Source organism: Bradyrhizobium sp. ORS 111, assembly GCF_045571485.1.
In the GTDB taxonomy this organism is placed as follows: domain Bacteria; phylum Pseudomonadota; class Alphaproteobacteria; order Rhizobiales; family Xanthobacteraceae; genus Bradyrhizobium.
This window is the reverse complement of the sequence record NZ_CP120701.1, coordinates 6,855,273-6,870,262: the sequence shown is the minus strand read 5'-3', so window position 1 is coordinate 6,870,262 and position 14,990 is coordinate 6,855,273. Positions and strand designations below refer to the sequence as shown.

Genomic DNA, 14,990 nt, shown 5'->3' with positions numbered 1-14,990 from the left:
ATGGGGCCCTGCTTTCGCAGGGACGACACTAAGCGCGCGGACAGACCGAGCGGTTCCTACGCCTCGCCCTCGGTATCGAACATCGCGGCCGACATCGCCTCCGCCGCCGACTTGCCGGCCCAGACCACGAACTGGAACGCAGGGTAGTAGCGCTCACAGGCCTGAATCGCGTTGACCAGCATGCTCTCGCATTGCGACGCGGACGCGGTGAGGCCGGCGGGCAGCACCAGCGCCTGACGATGCATGATCATGCCGGTGTGGGTCCACAGATCGAAATGGCCGACCCACAGTTGCTCGTTGATTGCGGCGACCAGTCGCTGCACCTCGGCGCGTCGCGCCGGCGGAATCTTCATGTCGAAGGCGCAGGCGAGATGCAGCGCCTCGATCTCACCCATCCAGGTGAAGGAGAGCTCATAGTCGATCCAGTCGCCCTTGGAGACGATCGTCACCTCGTCGTCGCCGGAACGCTCGAACGCCCAGTTGTTGTCGGTGGCGATATCTTCGACCACCGCAAGCGGATTGCTCCGGGACTCGATAATGCCTTCGAGGAGGGACATACCGTCTCGACCCTTGTTCTTATGATCTGTTGATACGCACACGGAAGCCGGCAGCGCGACAAACTGCGTCGTGGCCGAGTGCAGCTCCTGAAATGGGCTTCCGGATGCCCCTGGACCTGACGCGGATGAAGTGATGTGATTTGCGGAATCCGCGCAACCGCACGCCGAGTCCGTCCACAGCCAAAGCGCGCCTCGTCCACAACTGATCGCAGCAGCTTGAGTTAATTTGAGAACAAATCGGAATCGGAGCGGGCTGGTAACGGATTGTTAACCAATCGCCTCCGCTTCCTCGCGCCCGTGAATCGGGGCCATCGGAGCTCAAAACGCCGCCGCAAGACTCGCGGCGCGCTCATGGGGACATGCCAATTCCCCATGCCGAAGCATCTTGCCCGGCTGTCGGGCATTGGTCATATTTGTCGCCAGGCGCGTCCATCCCGGGCGCGCCGATGTTCTCAGGGCGGGGTGGAAATCCCCACCGGCGGTAAGGGTGATGAGCCCAAGCCCGCGAGCGCCTTCCTCCCGAAGCGGGGGAAGGGTCAGCAGATTCGGTGCAACTCCGAAGCCGACGGTTACAGTCCGGATGAAAGAGAACGGTTGCGGCAGCCCGCGCGGATTCGCGTGGGGCTCTTGTCGTTGTCCGTGTGCCCTGATTCTGGTCCTGAAAGAGGAAAGCCATGAATCAGATGTTGCAAGACGCTGAAGTCGAAACCTCCCAAGCAGATATTGCTCCCGAAACGCCGGCCGCTCCGCCGGTGCCGGACCATCCGCGGTTCGCGAAGCCGCAGCGCGTCGCCTTCGTGCAGGCCTGCTGGCATCGCGAGGTGGTGGATGAATGCCGCATCTCCTTCCTGAAGGAGATCGAGGCGCGTCACATCACCAATGTCGATGTGTTCGAGGTGCCGGGCTCATTCGAGATCCCGCTGCACGCGCAGATCCTGGCAAAGACGCGCCGCTACACCGCGATCGTCGCCGCAGGGCTCGTCGTCGACGGCGGCATCTATCGCCATGAATTCGTCGCCGATACCGTGATCAAGGCGTTGATGGACGTGCAACTTCGCACCGAAGTGCCGGTGTTCTCTGCGGTCCTGACGCCGCAGCAATTCCACGAGACCGAAGTGCACCAGGATTTCTTCCGGCGGCACTTCGTCATCAAGGGCATCGAGGCCGCGGAGGCCTGCGCCAAGACGCTGCTCAGCCTCGAGCGGCTACGCGGCCAGGTCGCCGCGGGGATCGCTAGCTAGGTAGGGCCTGCGCCAGCGCCAGATCAGGCACAAACGCGATTCCGGCATGCATGCCGGGATCGCGCATGTCTGCCGCGCGTTCGGTTATGCTCGCGGGCATAAATCAAATGCGCGGGAGGCGCCCATGACCGAACATCATCCGTCCGACTGGCTCGGCCTGTCGGATCGCGTTGCCGTCGTCACCGGCGGAGGCGGCGGCATCGGCCGCGCCACGGCGGTCAGTCTTGCGCGCGCGGGCGTCAAGGTTGCGGCCATCGATCGCGACGAGCGCGGGCTTGAAGAGACCAAGGCAAGGCTGCGCGAACTCGGCGACGGTCACCTTGTCGCAAGCTGCGACACCACCAGTGCGGAAAGCGTTGCTGCAGCCGCCGAGACGGTCGCGCGCGTGCTCGGGCCGTGCACCATTCTCGTCAACACCGCTGCCGTACTGCGCCCCGGTGGGCTCGATACGCTGGCCCTCGCGGAATGGAACGCGGTGCTTGCGGTCAACCTCACCGGCTATTTCATTTGCGCACAGGCGTTCGGCCGCCAGATGCGACAAGCCGGCCACGGCAGCATCATCCATGTCGCCTCGATCGCCGCCAGCAACGCGCAGCAGCAGAGCGGCGCCTATAGCGTCAGCAAGGCCGGAGTCGTGATGCTGTCGCAGCAGCTTGCCGCCGAATGGGGGCCACACGGCATCCGCAGCAACGTCGTCAGCCCCGGCCTCGTGGTCACGCCGATGAGCCAGGCCTTTTACGATACGCCTGGGGTTACCGAGCGTCGCACCGCAGTGGTGCCGATGCGCCGGATCGGCGCGCCGCAGGACATGGCGGACGCGATCCTGTTCCTGGCGAGCGACCGGTCGTCCTATGTGAACGGCGAGGAGATCATCGTTGACGGCGGCTATGTGCGGACGCTGATGAGCCACGTTCCGCGGCCGGGATTTTGAGGAAGGAGCACGATACCTGTCGTCCCTGCGAAGGCAGGGACCCATAACCACAGGATCTTATTGCGGGCGCCAGATGCGGCCCGAGCCTTCGCAACAAACACGAATTAGTGGTTATGGGTCCCGGCTCAAGGCCAGGACGACAGTGGGTATGAGATCGCGTAGGGTGGGCAAAGCGAAGCGTGCCCACCTTCACGAGCGAGCCTGTGATGGTGGGCACGGCGCAAGCGCGCCTTTGCCCACCCTACAAAGCTACTTGAGCCGGGACCCATAACCACGAATGTCAGTTGTCGCGAAGGCTGGGATCCGCAGCCGCGCTCCGCAATGGAGTCCTGTGGTTATGGGTCCCTGCTTTCGCAGGGACGACGGTGAATATTGGATTAATCGAACAGGCTCGAGACCGACTCTTCCGCCGCGGTGCGGCCGATCGCTTCGGCGATCAGTCCGGCGATCGAGATGGTGCGGATGTTCGGCGCCTTGTTGACGGCTTCCGTCGGCAGGATCGAGTCGGTGATGACCAGTTCCTTCAGCCGCGACGAAGCGATGCGCGCGGCGGCGCCGCCGGACAGCACGCCGTGGGTGATGTAGGCCGAGACTTCCTTGGCGCCGTGAGCGATCAGCGCCTCGGCCGCGTTCACCAGCGTGCCGCCGGAGTCGACGATGTCGTCGACCAGGATGCAGTTGTAGCCGGCGACGTCGCCGATCACGTTCATCACCTCGGATTCACCGGGGCGCTCGCGGCGCTTGTCGACGATCGCGAGCGGGGTGTTGATGCGCTTGGCGAGCCCGCGCGCGCGCGCCACGCCGCCGACGTCGGGCGACACCACCATCACCTTGCTGAGGTCGAACTGTTCGCGGATGTCGCGCACCATCAGGGGGGCAGCGAAGAGATTGTCGGTCGGGATATCGAAGAAGCCCTGGATCTGGCCGGCATGCAGGTCGAGCGTCATGACGCGGTCGACGCCGGCATGGGTGATCAGGTTGGCGACGAGCTTGGCCGAGATCGGCGTGCGCGAGCCGGAGCGGCGGTCCTGCCTGGCATAGCCGAAATAGGGAATCACCGCGGTGATGCGGCGCGCCGAGGAGCGGCGCAGCGCGTCGGTGATGATCAGCAGTTCCATCAGATTGTCGTTGGCCGGGAACGACGTCGATTGCAGGATGAACATGTCCGAGCCGCGGACGTTCTCCTGGATCTCGACGAAGATCTCCATGTCGGCGAAACGCCGAACCACGGCCTTGGTCAGTTCGATGCCAAGTCCCTTGGCGATGTCTTGCGCCAGCGCAGGATTGGAGTTGCCGGCGACGAGCTTGATTGATCCGTTTTTTGCCGACATCGATGCTTCCCCCCGCGACTTGCTGGATACGACGTTCAGCATCTCAAGTCCCTATAGAACCGGCGGGTTTTCGGTGCGCGAGGGAATATCAGGCGGGCGCCTCGGCTGGCAACCCATTCACGCCATTTTCCCGGACCAAAAATGGCTGTTTTCCGGGAAAACACGGGCTTTAGTTAGCGGAATATCCGAGTGCCACGGTCTCGGATGCGGCCGGCAGTGGAGCGCTGGCGACCGCGGCCCCACGCAGGTCTGGCGCCGGGCCGGGTGCGGGCGCCGGGCTGTCCGCCGGGCCACCATTGATCATGCCGGAGAGGCCGCTCAGGCCGGCCTGGGCAATCTTGCGCAGGACCAGGTCGTCGGCCGCCGCCCAGGCATCGCGGCCGGCCTTGCCCGCAGGCTCCTCGCCGGAAAGCCGGAGCGTGCGTTGCTGGTTGCTGTCGTAGACGTCCCAGACCCACGCGATCATGGTGCGGCCCCGCACCACCTGCGCCGCCAAATAGCTGCGCACGCGATAGGCGGCAGCGCCTTCACGCGACACGATCGACAGGCTGCGGAGTTTGGACTCGCTGTCGAGCACGCTCACCATGCGATCGAACACCTGAGGTGGCGGGCCGTCGATCGATTCGAACGCGACGGTCGCGCCGCTGCCTGTGCTGGCCATGGCATAGGCGTCGGCCGCGCCGCCGCCATTGGCGCAGCCGCCGAGTGCGCAGGCGAGCGCAAGCCATGTGGCCGCGATCGCCGCGCGCACGATTGTCCCAGTTTGAAACTGGCTGTTTGACGCTTCCCTCATTGCGTCCTGCGATATCGTTAAAACGCCTTAACGTCTAGGGCAGGAAGAACACAGCGCTTAACCGATCGGCGGGCGAAGCCTTGCGAGGGACAGGATCGAATTCCTTGGTCAGTTCAGAGGATGCGGACCGCGCAGCGAGTGCGTCACTCGCGGACATCCATTGCCAACTCGGCTGTTGTACGGACGCTCTATTCGCGCGTCAGCGCGATGGCGTGGACGTGGCGGCCGTAGTCCGCCTCCTTGCGGTGCACGGAGCGGCGGTAGCTGAAAAAGCGTTCGTCGGAATAGGTGTCGAGGCCGAGATCGTCGATCATCAGCACACCGGCATTCTCCAATCGCATGCGGATGAAGCCGGCGAGATCGAACATCGCGTGTCCGTCGCGTTCGCCCGGAATGAAGAACATGCCGTTCTCGGCGTCGGCCTCGATGAAGCGTTCGACGAATTCACCGCCGACCTCGTAGGACTCCTGGCGGATCAGCGGACCGATCGCCGCGACGATGCCGGCGCGGTCGGCGCCAAGCTTCTCCATCGCTTCGATGGTGGATTCCAGAATGCCGGTCAGCGCGCCCTTCCAGCCGGCATGGGCGGCACCGATCACCCGCGCATTGGGATCGACGAACAGGATCGGCCCGCAGTCGGCCGCCGTGACGCCGATCGCCAGGCCCTCGGTCCGCGTGACGAGCGCGTCGGCTTTCGGCCGCACGGCGCCATCCCACGGTCCGGTCGCAACCACGACGTCGGGCGAGTGAGTCTGGTGCACGCTGAGGAAATGGGTGAGCGGCACGCCTAGTTGCTCAGCCATCCGCCGCCGGTTCTCGGCGACATGCGCGGGGTCATCGCGCGAGCCGAGGCCGCCATTGAGGCCGGCATAGATGCCTTCGGACACGCCACCTTCGCGCGAGAAGAAGGCGTGACGCAAGCCCGGAATGGCCGACAGCAGCGGTGATCCCAATGTCATGACTGTTCGGCCTCGTCAGGCAGATCGCTCAGCCCGGCGATCGAGGTGATGCGCGGATCGGACACGGCCATGACCTTGAACATCGAGCCCATCCCGCCGCGGCCGGAATCGGTTAGCCGCCTCAGGGCGCCTGCGATGTCGGCCGAGACCTCCGGCGATGCCTTCGCCATCAGCCCGGCGGCGCGGGCCTCGACGCCGAGGCGTTTGAGGAAATCGCCCTGCGTCACCGGGCCGTGCACGCGCGCCCCGACATCCTCGGCGGCCCGCGCCAGTGCCTGGAAATCGACATGCGCGGTCACGTCGGCCTCTCCCGGGTTCTTCAGCGGATCAACAAAGCTGTGACGCGCAATGGCCTGGAAGGTATCTCCGGCGTCGCTGCGCAGATGGCCGTAGTCGATGATCAGCGCGGCACCGTCCTGGTCGCGCACGCGCGTTGCGAGCTTCATGATCTCGGTGTCGGGCCGCCATTCGAACACTGCGCCGAGCGGCGCGGCGCGCACCAGCGGCGGCAGCAGCACCTCGAAATGCGGTGTCGGCTCCGCGGCGGCGGCGAAATATAGCCGGTCATTGGCATCGATGCCGACCGTGCGCTCGTGCCAGCCGGTCTCGCGCCGGACCATCTGATGGATCGGCAGCACGTCGAAGTACTCGTTGGCGAGGATCACGGCCGGACCTTCCGGCACCTCGTCGATGCTCTCGTGCCAGGTGATGTCATGCACACCCGACAGCGTCGCGTACTGTCTTTCGCGCAGCATCGGGTTGACCTCGACGAGGTGGACGCTCAGCGACTGATAGAGCGGCGGCAGCACGCGAAGCGCACGCAACGCGTCCGCCATCATGGTGCCGCGGCCGGGGCCAAGCTCGATCAGCCGCAGCGCCGGCGGCGAGCCCATCGCCTTCCAGATTGACGCGCTCCACAGGCCAAGCAGCTCGCCGAACATCTGGCTGACTTCCGGCGAGGTGGTGAAATCGCCCTCCCGTCCGAGCGGATCGCGCGACAGGTAGTAGCCGTGCTGCGGATGCATCAGGCACAATTCCATGTAGCGCCAGACCGGCATCGGCCCGGACAGTTTGATCAGCTTCTTGATCTCACCCAGCAGCGGGGAAACGTCGCTCACGGAGGTCCTTTAGATCGAATCCGGCGCCGGCGCCTTCGGTCTGTGCCGGGCGGAAGCCACGATGATGATGGCGCCGACAATAATCATCGGCACCGATAGCAGCATACCCATGGTCAGCCCACCCCACAGGAATCCGAGCTGCGGATCGGGCTCCCTGAAGAACTCGCCGGTGATTCGGGCAAAGCCGTAGAGCGTGATGAAGCTGCCAAGGATCAGGCCGGGCCGTTTCAGCGCGCCCATCCGGATCATGATGGCGAGCACGGTGAATAGCACGATGCCTTCAAGGCCGGCCTCGTAGAGCTGGCTCGGATGGCGCGGCAGCGGCCCGCCATTGGGAAAGATCATGGCCCAGGGCAGGCTCGGATCGGCAGGGCGGCCCCACAATTCACTGTTGATGAAATTGGCGAGCCGTCCGAGGAAAAGCCCGATCGGGGCGACCGCGGTCGTGATGTCGCCAAGCGACGGGATCGAGACGTTGTTGCGGCGGGCAAACAGGATCACCGCTGCAACGCAGCCGAGGAAGCCGCCGTGGAACGACATGCCTCCCTTCCACAGTTCGAAGATTTCGGCCGGGTGCGCGAGGAAGAACGGCAGATTGTAGAACAGCACGTAGCCGGTGCGGCCGCCGACGATGATGCCGATGGTGACCCAGAGGATGAAGTCGTCGAGCTGCGGCAGTGTGATCGGCGCCGGCCCGCCCCACAGCCGCTCCTTCTTGATCAGCGAGCGGGCATAGATCCAGCCCAGCACGATGCCGACGATGTAGGCCAGCGCATACCAGCGGACCACGACAGGCCCGAGCGAGACCGCGACGGGATTGAAGACCGGGAAGTCGATCAGCAGGAACGGCATCGTGCGTCTTGAGGCTCAGCTCACGAGGTTGCGGCGATAGAGAGCAAGCAGCCGCTCCCAATGGCGTTCGGCGGCGTCGCGGTCATAGACCGGGCGCTTGGGGAAGGCAAAGCCGTGATGCGTGCCGGGGTAGATCTCGACCTCATTGTTCGATCCCGTCATGCCCGCCTTCACCTGCTCGATGATCTCCGCCGGCGCATAGATGTCGGTCTCGGCGCAGGCGAAATAGAGTTCGGCCTTGGTCTTCGCTGCGGCGAGGTGCGGGCTGTCGGGCTGGTCGGTCGCCAGATGCGTGCCGTAGATCGAGGCGGCGGCCTTGACCCGGTCGGGGAAATGCGTTGCGGCATTCACCGCATAGCGGCCGCTCATGCAGTAGCCGACGGTGCCGACGATTCCGGTGTTCGCGGCTTTTTGCGTCTCGGCATAGGCGAGCAGCGCCTTGGTGTCTTCCATGACCAGCGGAATGTTGATCGAGTTCATGTATCCGAACATGCGCTTGCGCTCGGGTGCGTCGGGGTCCGGCGGTATCGGGCCGAGCTCCATCACGCCCGACCGGTAGTACAGGTTGGGCAGCATCACGTAATAGCCCGAGGTGCCGAGCCGGCGCGCCATGTCGCGCAGCTCCTCGCGGATCGCCGGCGCATCCATGTAGAAGATCACGACGGGAAACGGTCCACCGCGTTCAGGATGGGTGATGAAGGTCGTGGTCTTGCCGTCCTTGGTCTCGATGTCGACCGTGTGCTCGATCATGGCGTTTCTGTCCGCGTTGTGATTTGCGATTTCTGTTGTGGGTTCAATACGATTGCAAGGAAACCGGAGCATGACAAGGCAAGCGGCAGGGAGCCTGCCATTCGCTCCGGACTTGAACCTGTCAGCGCGGAACGCCATTGTCTTCCGCGCGACGTTAACGCGGAGAGCTTGCGAGATGACCCAGACCACCAACCGGTTTTTCGATGAGATTGGCCGTCTGATGAACGATGCGGCGGGTGCGGCCCAGGGCGTCAAGCGCGAGGTCGATTCCGTCATGCGTAACCAGGCCGAACGCATCCTGCGCGACCTCGACCTGGTCAGGCGCGAGGAATTCGACGCGGTCAAGGACATGGCCCGCCTGGCGCGCGAGGAGAACGAGGCGCTGAAGGCGAGGATCGCCGCACTGGAGGCCAAGCTCGGGGTGTCGCCGGGCACGGCCGGCTGACGAGCGCTGCGCCTCGTAGTCCGGATGCAGCGCAGCGCAATCCGGGGGGGCGTTGCCGCGAGGACAGCCGCCCCGGATTACGCTTCGCTCCATCCGGGCCGGTTACGATCCCTTCTGATCGATGCCCGGGTCGGGCCGGGGCATGACGGGACTGAGGCGCGGGTCGGCGCTCGGCGAGCAAGAAAAATCCCTTCATTTCCTTGTCATTTCGCCCCTTTGAGGCTAAAAGCCGCCCACGTCCGCGGCCCCCGCACCCCTGGAGGCTTGCTGTGGACCTGAGCATGGGCCGCGCTGCGGCCTTTAACTTTTTAAATACAAGGACTTAACGCTATGGCGACCGTCAAGGAATTGAAGGCGACCGCGCGTCCGCAGAGCGGCAAGGGGGCCGCCCGGGCAGAGCGTCGCGCCGGGAGAGTTCCCGGAGTGATCTACGGCAACAACCAGCCCCCCGTGACCATCTCGGTCGAGGATCGCGAACTGCGCCAGCGCATTCTCGCGGGCCGGTTCCTGACCACGATCCTGGACATCGATCTCGAGGGCAAGAAGCACCGCGTGATTCCGCGCGACTTCCATCTCGATCCGGTGAAGGACTTCCCGATCCATGTCGACTTCATGCGGCTCGGCGAAGGCGCCACGATCCGCGTCAGCGTGCCGCTGCATGTCGTGAACGCGGAAACCGCCCCCGGCATCAAGCGCGGCGGCACCGTCAACATCGTCACCCACGCCCTCGACCTCGAGTGCTCGGTCGACAACATTCCGCAATACATCGAGGCCGATGTCGGCAGCCTCGAGATCAGCCACTCGCTGCATCTCTCCGAGATCAAGCTGCCCACGGGCGTGAAGTCGCTGGCCCGCGAGGATGCGACGCTGGTCACCATCGTGCCGCCGTCCGGTTACGCCGAAGAGCAGAAGGCCGCGGCTGCGGCGGCTGCCAGCGGCGCGGCTGCTCCGGCCGCGGGTGCTGCGGCGGCTCCGGCCGCGGGCGCTGCGGCCCCGGCTGCGGGTGCTGCGGCTCCGGCCGCAGGTGGCGGCGACAAGAAGAAGTAATCGATCAGGTCGGCGCGCGATCGTCTGATGGCGCGCCGGCACGGGATGCCGCGCCATGCGCCTCTTTGTCGGTCTCGGTAATCCCGGCGCGAAATACGCCAGCAACCGGCACAATATCGGGTTCCTGGCCGTCGACGAGATTGCGCGGCGTCATGGTTTCGCACCATGGCGCCGTCGCTTTCAGGGCGAAGCCTCCGAAGGCGTGCTGGATCGTGAGAAGGTCGTGCTGTTGAAGCCGACCACCTACATGAACGAGTCCGGACGTGCGGTGCAGGAGGCGGCGAGCTTCTTCAAGCTTGCAGCCGGCGACATCACCGTGTTTCAGGACGAGCTCGAACTGCCGCCGGCCAAGCTGCGCGTCAAGATCGGCGGCGGCATCGCCGGGCACAACGGGTTGCGCTCGATCACCGCGCATATCGGCAACGAGTATCGCCGCGTGCGGCTCGGGATCGGTCATCCCGGCGTCAAGGAGCTGGTGCACCACCACGTGCTGTCGGACTTCGCCAAGAGCGACCGGCCGTGGGTTGAGGCGTTGTGCGCGGCGATCGCCGACAATGCCGGCCTGCTGGCGGCGGGGCACGATGCGTCGTTCGCCAACAAGGTGCACCTGACGATGCAGGCCAAAGGATTTTTCGACACCAACGACGAGGGTGCAAAGTAGACCCTCGTCATCGCCGGGCGCCTTCCCCGATTTGATCGGGGATGATCCGGCGATCCATGTTTCAAGTGGGATGGATACGCGGGTCAAGCCCGCGTATGACGACCCCACTCAATTCAACCGCGCAGCGCGAGCGCGAGAGATCGGGACGAATAATGGGATTCAAATGCGGGATCGTCGGGCTGCCTAACGTCGGCAAGTCGACGCTGTTCAATGCGCTGACCGAGACGGCGGCCGCGCAGGCGGCGAACTATCCGTTCTGTACCATCGAGCCGAATGTCGGCGAGGTGGCGGTGCCCGATCCGCGGCTGGAGAAGCTCGCGGCGGTCGCCAAGTCCGCGCAGATCATCCCGACCCGGCTGACCTTCGTCGATATCGCCGGGCTGGTTCGCGGCGCCTCCAAGGGTGAAGGGCTCGGCAACCAGTTCCTCGCCAACATCCGTGAGGTCGATGCGATCGCGCATGTGGTGCGCTGCTTCGAGGATTCCGACATCACCCATGTCGAGGGCAAAATCGCGCCGCTCGCCGACATCGAGACCATCGAGACCGAGCTGATGCTCGCCGATCTCGACAGCCTGGAAAAGCGCGTCGACAATCTCTCGAAGAAGGCCAAGGGCAACGACAAGGACGCCAAGGAACAGCTCGAGCTGGTCAACCGCGCGCTGGTGCTGCTGCGCGACGGCAAGCCGGCCCGTGCGCTGGAGCGCAAGCCGGAGGAGGAGCGCACCTTCCGCATGCTCGGGCTCCTGACGTCGAAGCCCGTGCTCTACGTCTGCAATGTCGAGGAAGGCTCCGCCAAGGACGGCAACAATTTCTCCAAGGCGGTGTTCGAGCGCGCCAAGGAAGAGGGCGCGGTCGCGGTCGTCATCTCCGCCAAGATCGAATCCGAGATCGCGACGCTGTCGCGCGAGGAGCGTGCCGATTTCCTGGAGACGCTGGGCCTCGAAGAGGCCGGGCTCGATCGCCTGATCCGCGCCGGCTACAAGCTGCTCGATCTCATCACCTATTTCACCGTCGGGCCGAAGGAGGCGCGCGCCTGGACCATCGACCGCGGCACCAAGGCCCCGGCGGCGGCGGGCGTGATCCATACCGATTTCGAGAAGGGCTTCATCCGCGCCGAGACCATTGCCTACGACGATTACATCGCAGGCAACGGCGAAGCCGGCGCGCGCGACGCCGGCAAGCTGCGGCTCGAAGGCAAGGATTATGTCGTCGCCGACGGCGACGTGATGCACTTCCGCTTCAACACCTGATCGTCAATATCCGGCGACCTGCCTCCGGTGTCGTCCCGGGCAAGCGAAGCGCGACCCGGGACCCATAACCACAGGGTCGTGTTATTGAAGCAAGCTGTGGTCCCAGCATCGCGCCACAACGGACTATTGTGGTTATGGGTCCCTGCTTTCGCAGGGACGACACTGAAGATGCGGTAGCGCGCCTCCGACTCCACCGCGAGCGGAAGAGGCGGGCCCGCACCTGCCTCACCGGTCCGCGCGACCGATCACATCCATCAGCTCGGCGATCTTGCGCCGCTGGTCGGCCTTGTCGCCGGACGAGATCGCATGCTCCACGCAATGGGCGACATGGTCGCGCAGGATCTCCTCCTCGACGCGGCGCAATGCCGCGCGCGCGGCGGCGATCTGCGTCACCACGTCGATGCAGTAGCGATCTTCCTCGACCATGCCGGCAAGGCCGCGGATCTGGCCTTCGATCCGTTTGAGTCTTTTTAAACAGGACGTCTTGATCTCTTCTCTCATGAGAGTCATATACCCCCCTAGGGTATACAAATCAAGAGGCCGGGATACCGGCCGGGAAGAGTTTCGTGGCACACGCAGAGCACGACCATTCGCACGCGGATCATCAGCACAATCACGGCGCGGCCGAACATTCCTGCTGCAACGGCAAGCACGCACGCAGTGATCAGCCGGACGAGGCGGCGCTCGCGATCGATCCGGTCTGCGGCATGAAGGTCGATCCGGCGACCGCCAAGCACCGCTTCGGCTACCAGGGTAAGGACTACTTCTTCTGCAGCGGCCGCTGCCGCGAGCGCTTCGAGGCCGAGCCGGAGAAGTTCCTGAAACCGCGCGAGCCTGAGCCGCCGGCGCCCGCGGGCACGATCTACACGTGCCCAATGCATCCGGAGGTGCGCCAGGTCGGCCCCGGGAGCTGCCCGATCTGCGGCATGGCGCTCGAGCCCGAGCAGGTCTCGCTCGACGACGGACCCGATCCGGAATTGATCGACATGACCCGGCGGTTCTGGATCGGGCTGGCGCTCACCGTGCCGGTGTTCGTGCTCGAGATGGGCAGTCATCTCGGGCTGATGCATCTGGTGCCGCAGTCCTGGTCGAACTGGATCTCGTTCGTGTTGGCGACGCCCGTGGTGCTGTGGGCCGGCGCGCCGTTCTTCGTGCGCGGCTGGCAGTCGCTGGTCACGCGCAATCTCAACATGTTCACGCTGATCGCGATGGGCACTGGCGTCGCCTATCTCTACAGCGTCGTCGCAACCCTGGCGCCGCAAATGTTCCCGCCTGCCTTCCGCGACATGCATGGCGCGGTCGCGGTCTACTTCGAGGCGGCCGCCGTCATCACCGTGCTGGTCCTGCTCGGTCAGGTGCTAGAGCTGCGCGCCCGCGCGCGAACCTCCGGCGCGCTGCGCGCGTTGCTCGGCCTTGCGCCGAAGACCGCGCGGCGCATCACCGATCACGGCGATGAGGACGTCGCGATCGACGCGATCAAGGTCGGCGACCGCCTGCGGGTCCGGCCCGGCGAGAAGATTCCGGTCGACGGCGCCGTCGTCGAGGGACGGGCGGTGATCGATGAGTCCATGGTCACCGGCGAGTCGATGCCGGTCACGAAGGCCGAGGGCGACAAGGTGATCGGCGGCACCGTCAACCAGAGCGGCGGTCTCGTGATGCGCGCCGAGAAGATCGGCCGCGACACCATGCTGTCGCGCATTGTCGACATGGTGGCGAAGGCGCAGCGTTCGCGCGCGCCGATCCAGCGGCTCGCGGACCGCGTTGCGGGCTGGTTCGTGCCGGCGGTGATCGCCGCGGCCGTGCTCGCCTTCATCGCCTGGATGAGCTTCGGGCCGGAGCCGCGCCTGGCCTTCGCTCTGGTCGCCGCCGTTACGGTGCTGATCATCGCCTGTCCCTGCGCACTTGGGCTCGCAACCCCGATGTCGATCATGGTCGGCGTCGGCCGCGGCGCGCATTCCGGCATCCTGATCCGCGATGCGCAGGCGCTGGAGCGGATGGAGGCGATCGATACGCTCGTCATCGACAAGACCGGTACGCTCACCGAGGGCAAGCCGAAGGTCGCGCGGATCATTGCCGCGGACGGCTTCGACGAGAGCGGCCTGCTGCGCCTTGCGGCGAGCGTCGAACAGGGCAGCGAGCATCCGCTGGCACAGGCGATCATCGCCGCGGCGGCGCAGCGCAACGTGGGGCTCGTCGCGATCAGCGATTTTGCCTCGCCCTCCGGCAAGGGCGCGACCGCCACTGTCGGTGGCAGGCAGGTTGCACTCGGCAATGTGGTGCTGATGAACGAACTCAAGGTCGCAACGTCAGCTCTGGACCAGGCCGCCGAGACCGCGCGGCGCGACGGCGCGACCGCGATTTATGTCGCGGTCGATGGCCGCGTCGCCGGCGTGATCGCGATCGCCGATCCGGTCAAGGCGTCGGCGGCGGATGCGCTGCAGGCGCTGCGCGCCGACGGCCTGCGCATCGTGATGCTGACCGGCGACAATGAGACCACGGCGCGCGCGGTGGCGCGCACGCTCGGCATCGACGAGGTCGAGGCCGGCATTCTGCCGGAGCGCAAGAGCGAGGTCGTGCAACGGCTGCGCGGCGAGGGCCGTACGGTCGCGATGGCGGGCGACGGCGTCAACGACGCACCGGCGCTGGCGGCGGCAGACGTCGGCATCGCCATGGGTGGCGGCACCGATGTCGCGATCGAGAGCGCCGGCATCACGCTGTTGACCGGCGACCTGATGGGCCTGGTCCGCGCGCGGCGGCTGTCGGTTGCGACCATGCGCAACATCCGCCAGAACCTGACATTCGCCTTCGTCTACAACGCCGCAGGCGTGCCGATCGCGGCCGGCGTGCTCTACCCGCTGTTCGGCATCCTGCTGTCGCCGATGGTCGGCGCCGCCGCGATGGCGCTGTCGTCGGTCAGCGTCATCGGCAACGCGCTGCGGTTGGCGAGGACGAAGCTGGACTAAGCGGCTTCTTACCTCGCCCCGCGTGCGGGGAGAGGTCGGCGCGAAGCGCCGGGTGAGGGGGACTCTCCACGAGCATATCTGTCACCGTATTC

General features: G+C 65.5%; 15 protein-coding genes and 1 riboswitch. Of the genes, 7 read left to right on the top strand and 8 right to left on the bottom strand.

Annotated features, from left to right (window positions below):
* Window positions 1-56: 56 nt before the first annotated feature.
* The gene (locus P6U30_RS31610) at window positions 57-557 is read right to left on the bottom strand and encodes a YbjN domain-containing protein (protein WP_407166672.1); all 501 of its coding nucleotides are present in this window, start codon (window positions 555-557) and stop codon (window positions 57-59) included.
* 444 nt (window positions 558-1,001) lie between these two features.
* A riboswitch (FMN riboswitch) is annotated at window positions 1,002-1,153 on the top strand.
* Window positions 1,154-1,231: 78 nt separating this feature from the next.
* On the opposite strand from P6U30_RS31610, the gene P6U30_RS31605 reads away from it, so the two are divergent.
* Both P6U30_RS31605 and P6U30_RS31600 read left to right on the top strand, forming a co-directional pair.
* Window positions 1,232-1,798, top strand: coding sequence for a 6,7-dimethyl-8-ribityllumazine synthase (locus P6U30_RS31605; RefSeq protein WP_407166671.1), 567 nt, complete (start codon window positions 1,232-1,234; stop codon window positions 1,796-1,798).
* Between the two features lie 124 nt (window positions 1,799-1,922).
* Complete coding sequence (locus tag P6U30_RS31600; RefSeq protein WP_407166670.1) at window positions 1,923-2,729, top strand: SDR family NAD(P)-dependent oxidoreductase; 807 nt, start codon at window positions 1,923-1,925, stop codon at window positions 2,727-2,729.
* Between the two features lie 377 nt (window positions 2,730-3,106).
* Here the strand turns inward: P6U30_RS31600 and P6U30_RS31595 are convergent, their stop codons facing one another.
* The 6 genes from P6U30_RS31595 to P6U30_RS31570 all read right to left on the bottom strand — a co-directional run bounded on the left by P6U30_RS31595 (window position 3,107) and on the right by P6U30_RS31570 (window position 8,532).
* On the bottom strand, window positions 3,107-4,060 hold the full coding sequence (locus tag P6U30_RS31595; RefSeq protein WP_407166669.1) for a ribose-phosphate pyrophosphokinase: 954 nt from the start codon (window positions 4,058-4,060) through the stop codon (window positions 3,107-3,109).
* 169 nt (window positions 4,061-4,229) lie between these two features.
* The gene (locus P6U30_RS31590) at window positions 4,230-4,853 is read right to left on the bottom strand and encodes a hypothetical protein (RefSeq protein ID WP_407166668.1); all 624 of its coding nucleotides are present in this window, start codon (window positions 4,851-4,853) and stop codon (window positions 4,230-4,232) included.
* Window positions 4,854-5,041: 188 nt separating this feature from the next.
* Window positions 5,042-5,812: a peptidoglycan editing factor PgeF gene (pgeF, locus tag P6U30_RS31585; protein ID WP_407166667.1), complete on the bottom strand. Its 771-nt coding sequence runs from the start codon at window positions 5,810-5,812 to the stop codon at window positions 5,042-5,044.
* Complete coding sequence (locus P6U30_RS31580; protein ID WP_407170585.1) at window positions 5,809-6,870, bottom strand: class I SAM-dependent methyltransferase; 1,062 nt, start codon at window positions 6,868-6,870, stop codon at window positions 5,809-5,811. Before P6U30_RS31580 ends, pgeF begins: the two co-directional genes overlap by 4 nt.
* A 69-nt stretch (window positions 6,871-6,939) precedes the next feature.
* Window positions 6,940-7,782 carry a prolipoprotein diacylglyceryl transferase gene (gene lgt, locus P6U30_RS31575; protein WP_407166666.1) on the bottom strand — a complete coding sequence of 281 codons (843 nt, stop codon included), beginning with the start codon at window positions 7,780-7,782 and terminating at the stop codon, window positions 6,940-6,942.
* Between the two features lie 15 nt (window positions 7,783-7,797).
* Window positions 7,798-8,532 (bottom strand): dienelactone hydrolase family protein, encoded by a 735-nt coding sequence (locus P6U30_RS31570; protein ID WP_407166665.1) that lies wholly within the window; start codon window positions 8,530-8,532, stop codon window positions 7,798-7,800.
* Window positions 8,533-8,707: 175 nt separating this feature from the next.
* Here P6U30_RS31570 and P6U30_RS31565 point away from each other — a divergent pair, with 175 nt between their 5' ends.
* From P6U30_RS31565 to ychF, 4 genes are all read left to right on the top strand, one after another.
* Window positions 8,708-8,977: an accessory factor UbiK family protein gene (locus P6U30_RS31565; protein ID WP_407166664.1), complete on the top strand. Its 270-nt coding sequence runs from the start codon at window positions 8,708-8,710 to the stop codon at window positions 8,975-8,977.
* Window positions 8,978-9,307: 330 nt separating this feature from the next.
* Window positions 9,308-10,024, top strand: coding sequence for a 50S ribosomal protein L25/general stress protein Ctc (locus tag P6U30_RS31560; RefSeq protein WP_407148396.1), 717 nt, complete (start codon window positions 9,308-9,310; stop codon window positions 10,022-10,024).
* 55 nt (window positions 10,025-10,079) lie between these two features.
* Window positions 10,080-10,685 (top strand): aminoacyl-tRNA hydrolase, encoded by a 606-nt coding sequence (gene pth / locus P6U30_RS31555; RefSeq protein WP_407166663.1) that lies wholly within the window; start codon window positions 10,080-10,082, stop codon window positions 10,683-10,685.
* A 152-nt stretch (window positions 10,686-10,837) separates the two neighbouring features.
* Window positions 10,838-11,935, top strand: coding sequence for a redox-regulated ATPase YchF (gene ychF, locus P6U30_RS31550; RefSeq protein ID WP_407166662.1), 1,098 nt, complete (start codon window positions 10,838-10,840; stop codon window positions 11,933-11,935).
* 225 nt (window positions 11,936-12,160) lie between these two features.
* On the opposite strand, the gene P6U30_RS31545 is transcribed toward ychF, so the two are convergent.
* Entirely contained in the window at window positions 12,161-12,436 is a 276-nt protein-coding gene (locus P6U30_RS31545; protein ID WP_407152656.1) for a metal-sensitive transcriptional regulator, read from the bottom strand.
* 65 nt (window positions 12,437-12,501) lie between these two features.
* Here P6U30_RS31545 and P6U30_RS31540 point away from each other — a divergent pair, with 65 nt between their 5' ends.
* Window positions 12,502-14,898, top strand: a complete 2,397-nt coding sequence (locus tag P6U30_RS31540; RefSeq protein WP_407166661.1) for a heavy metal translocating P-type ATPase — start codon at window positions 12,502-12,504, stop codon at window positions 14,896-14,898.
* Window positions 14,899-14,990 lie beyond the last annotated feature (92 nt).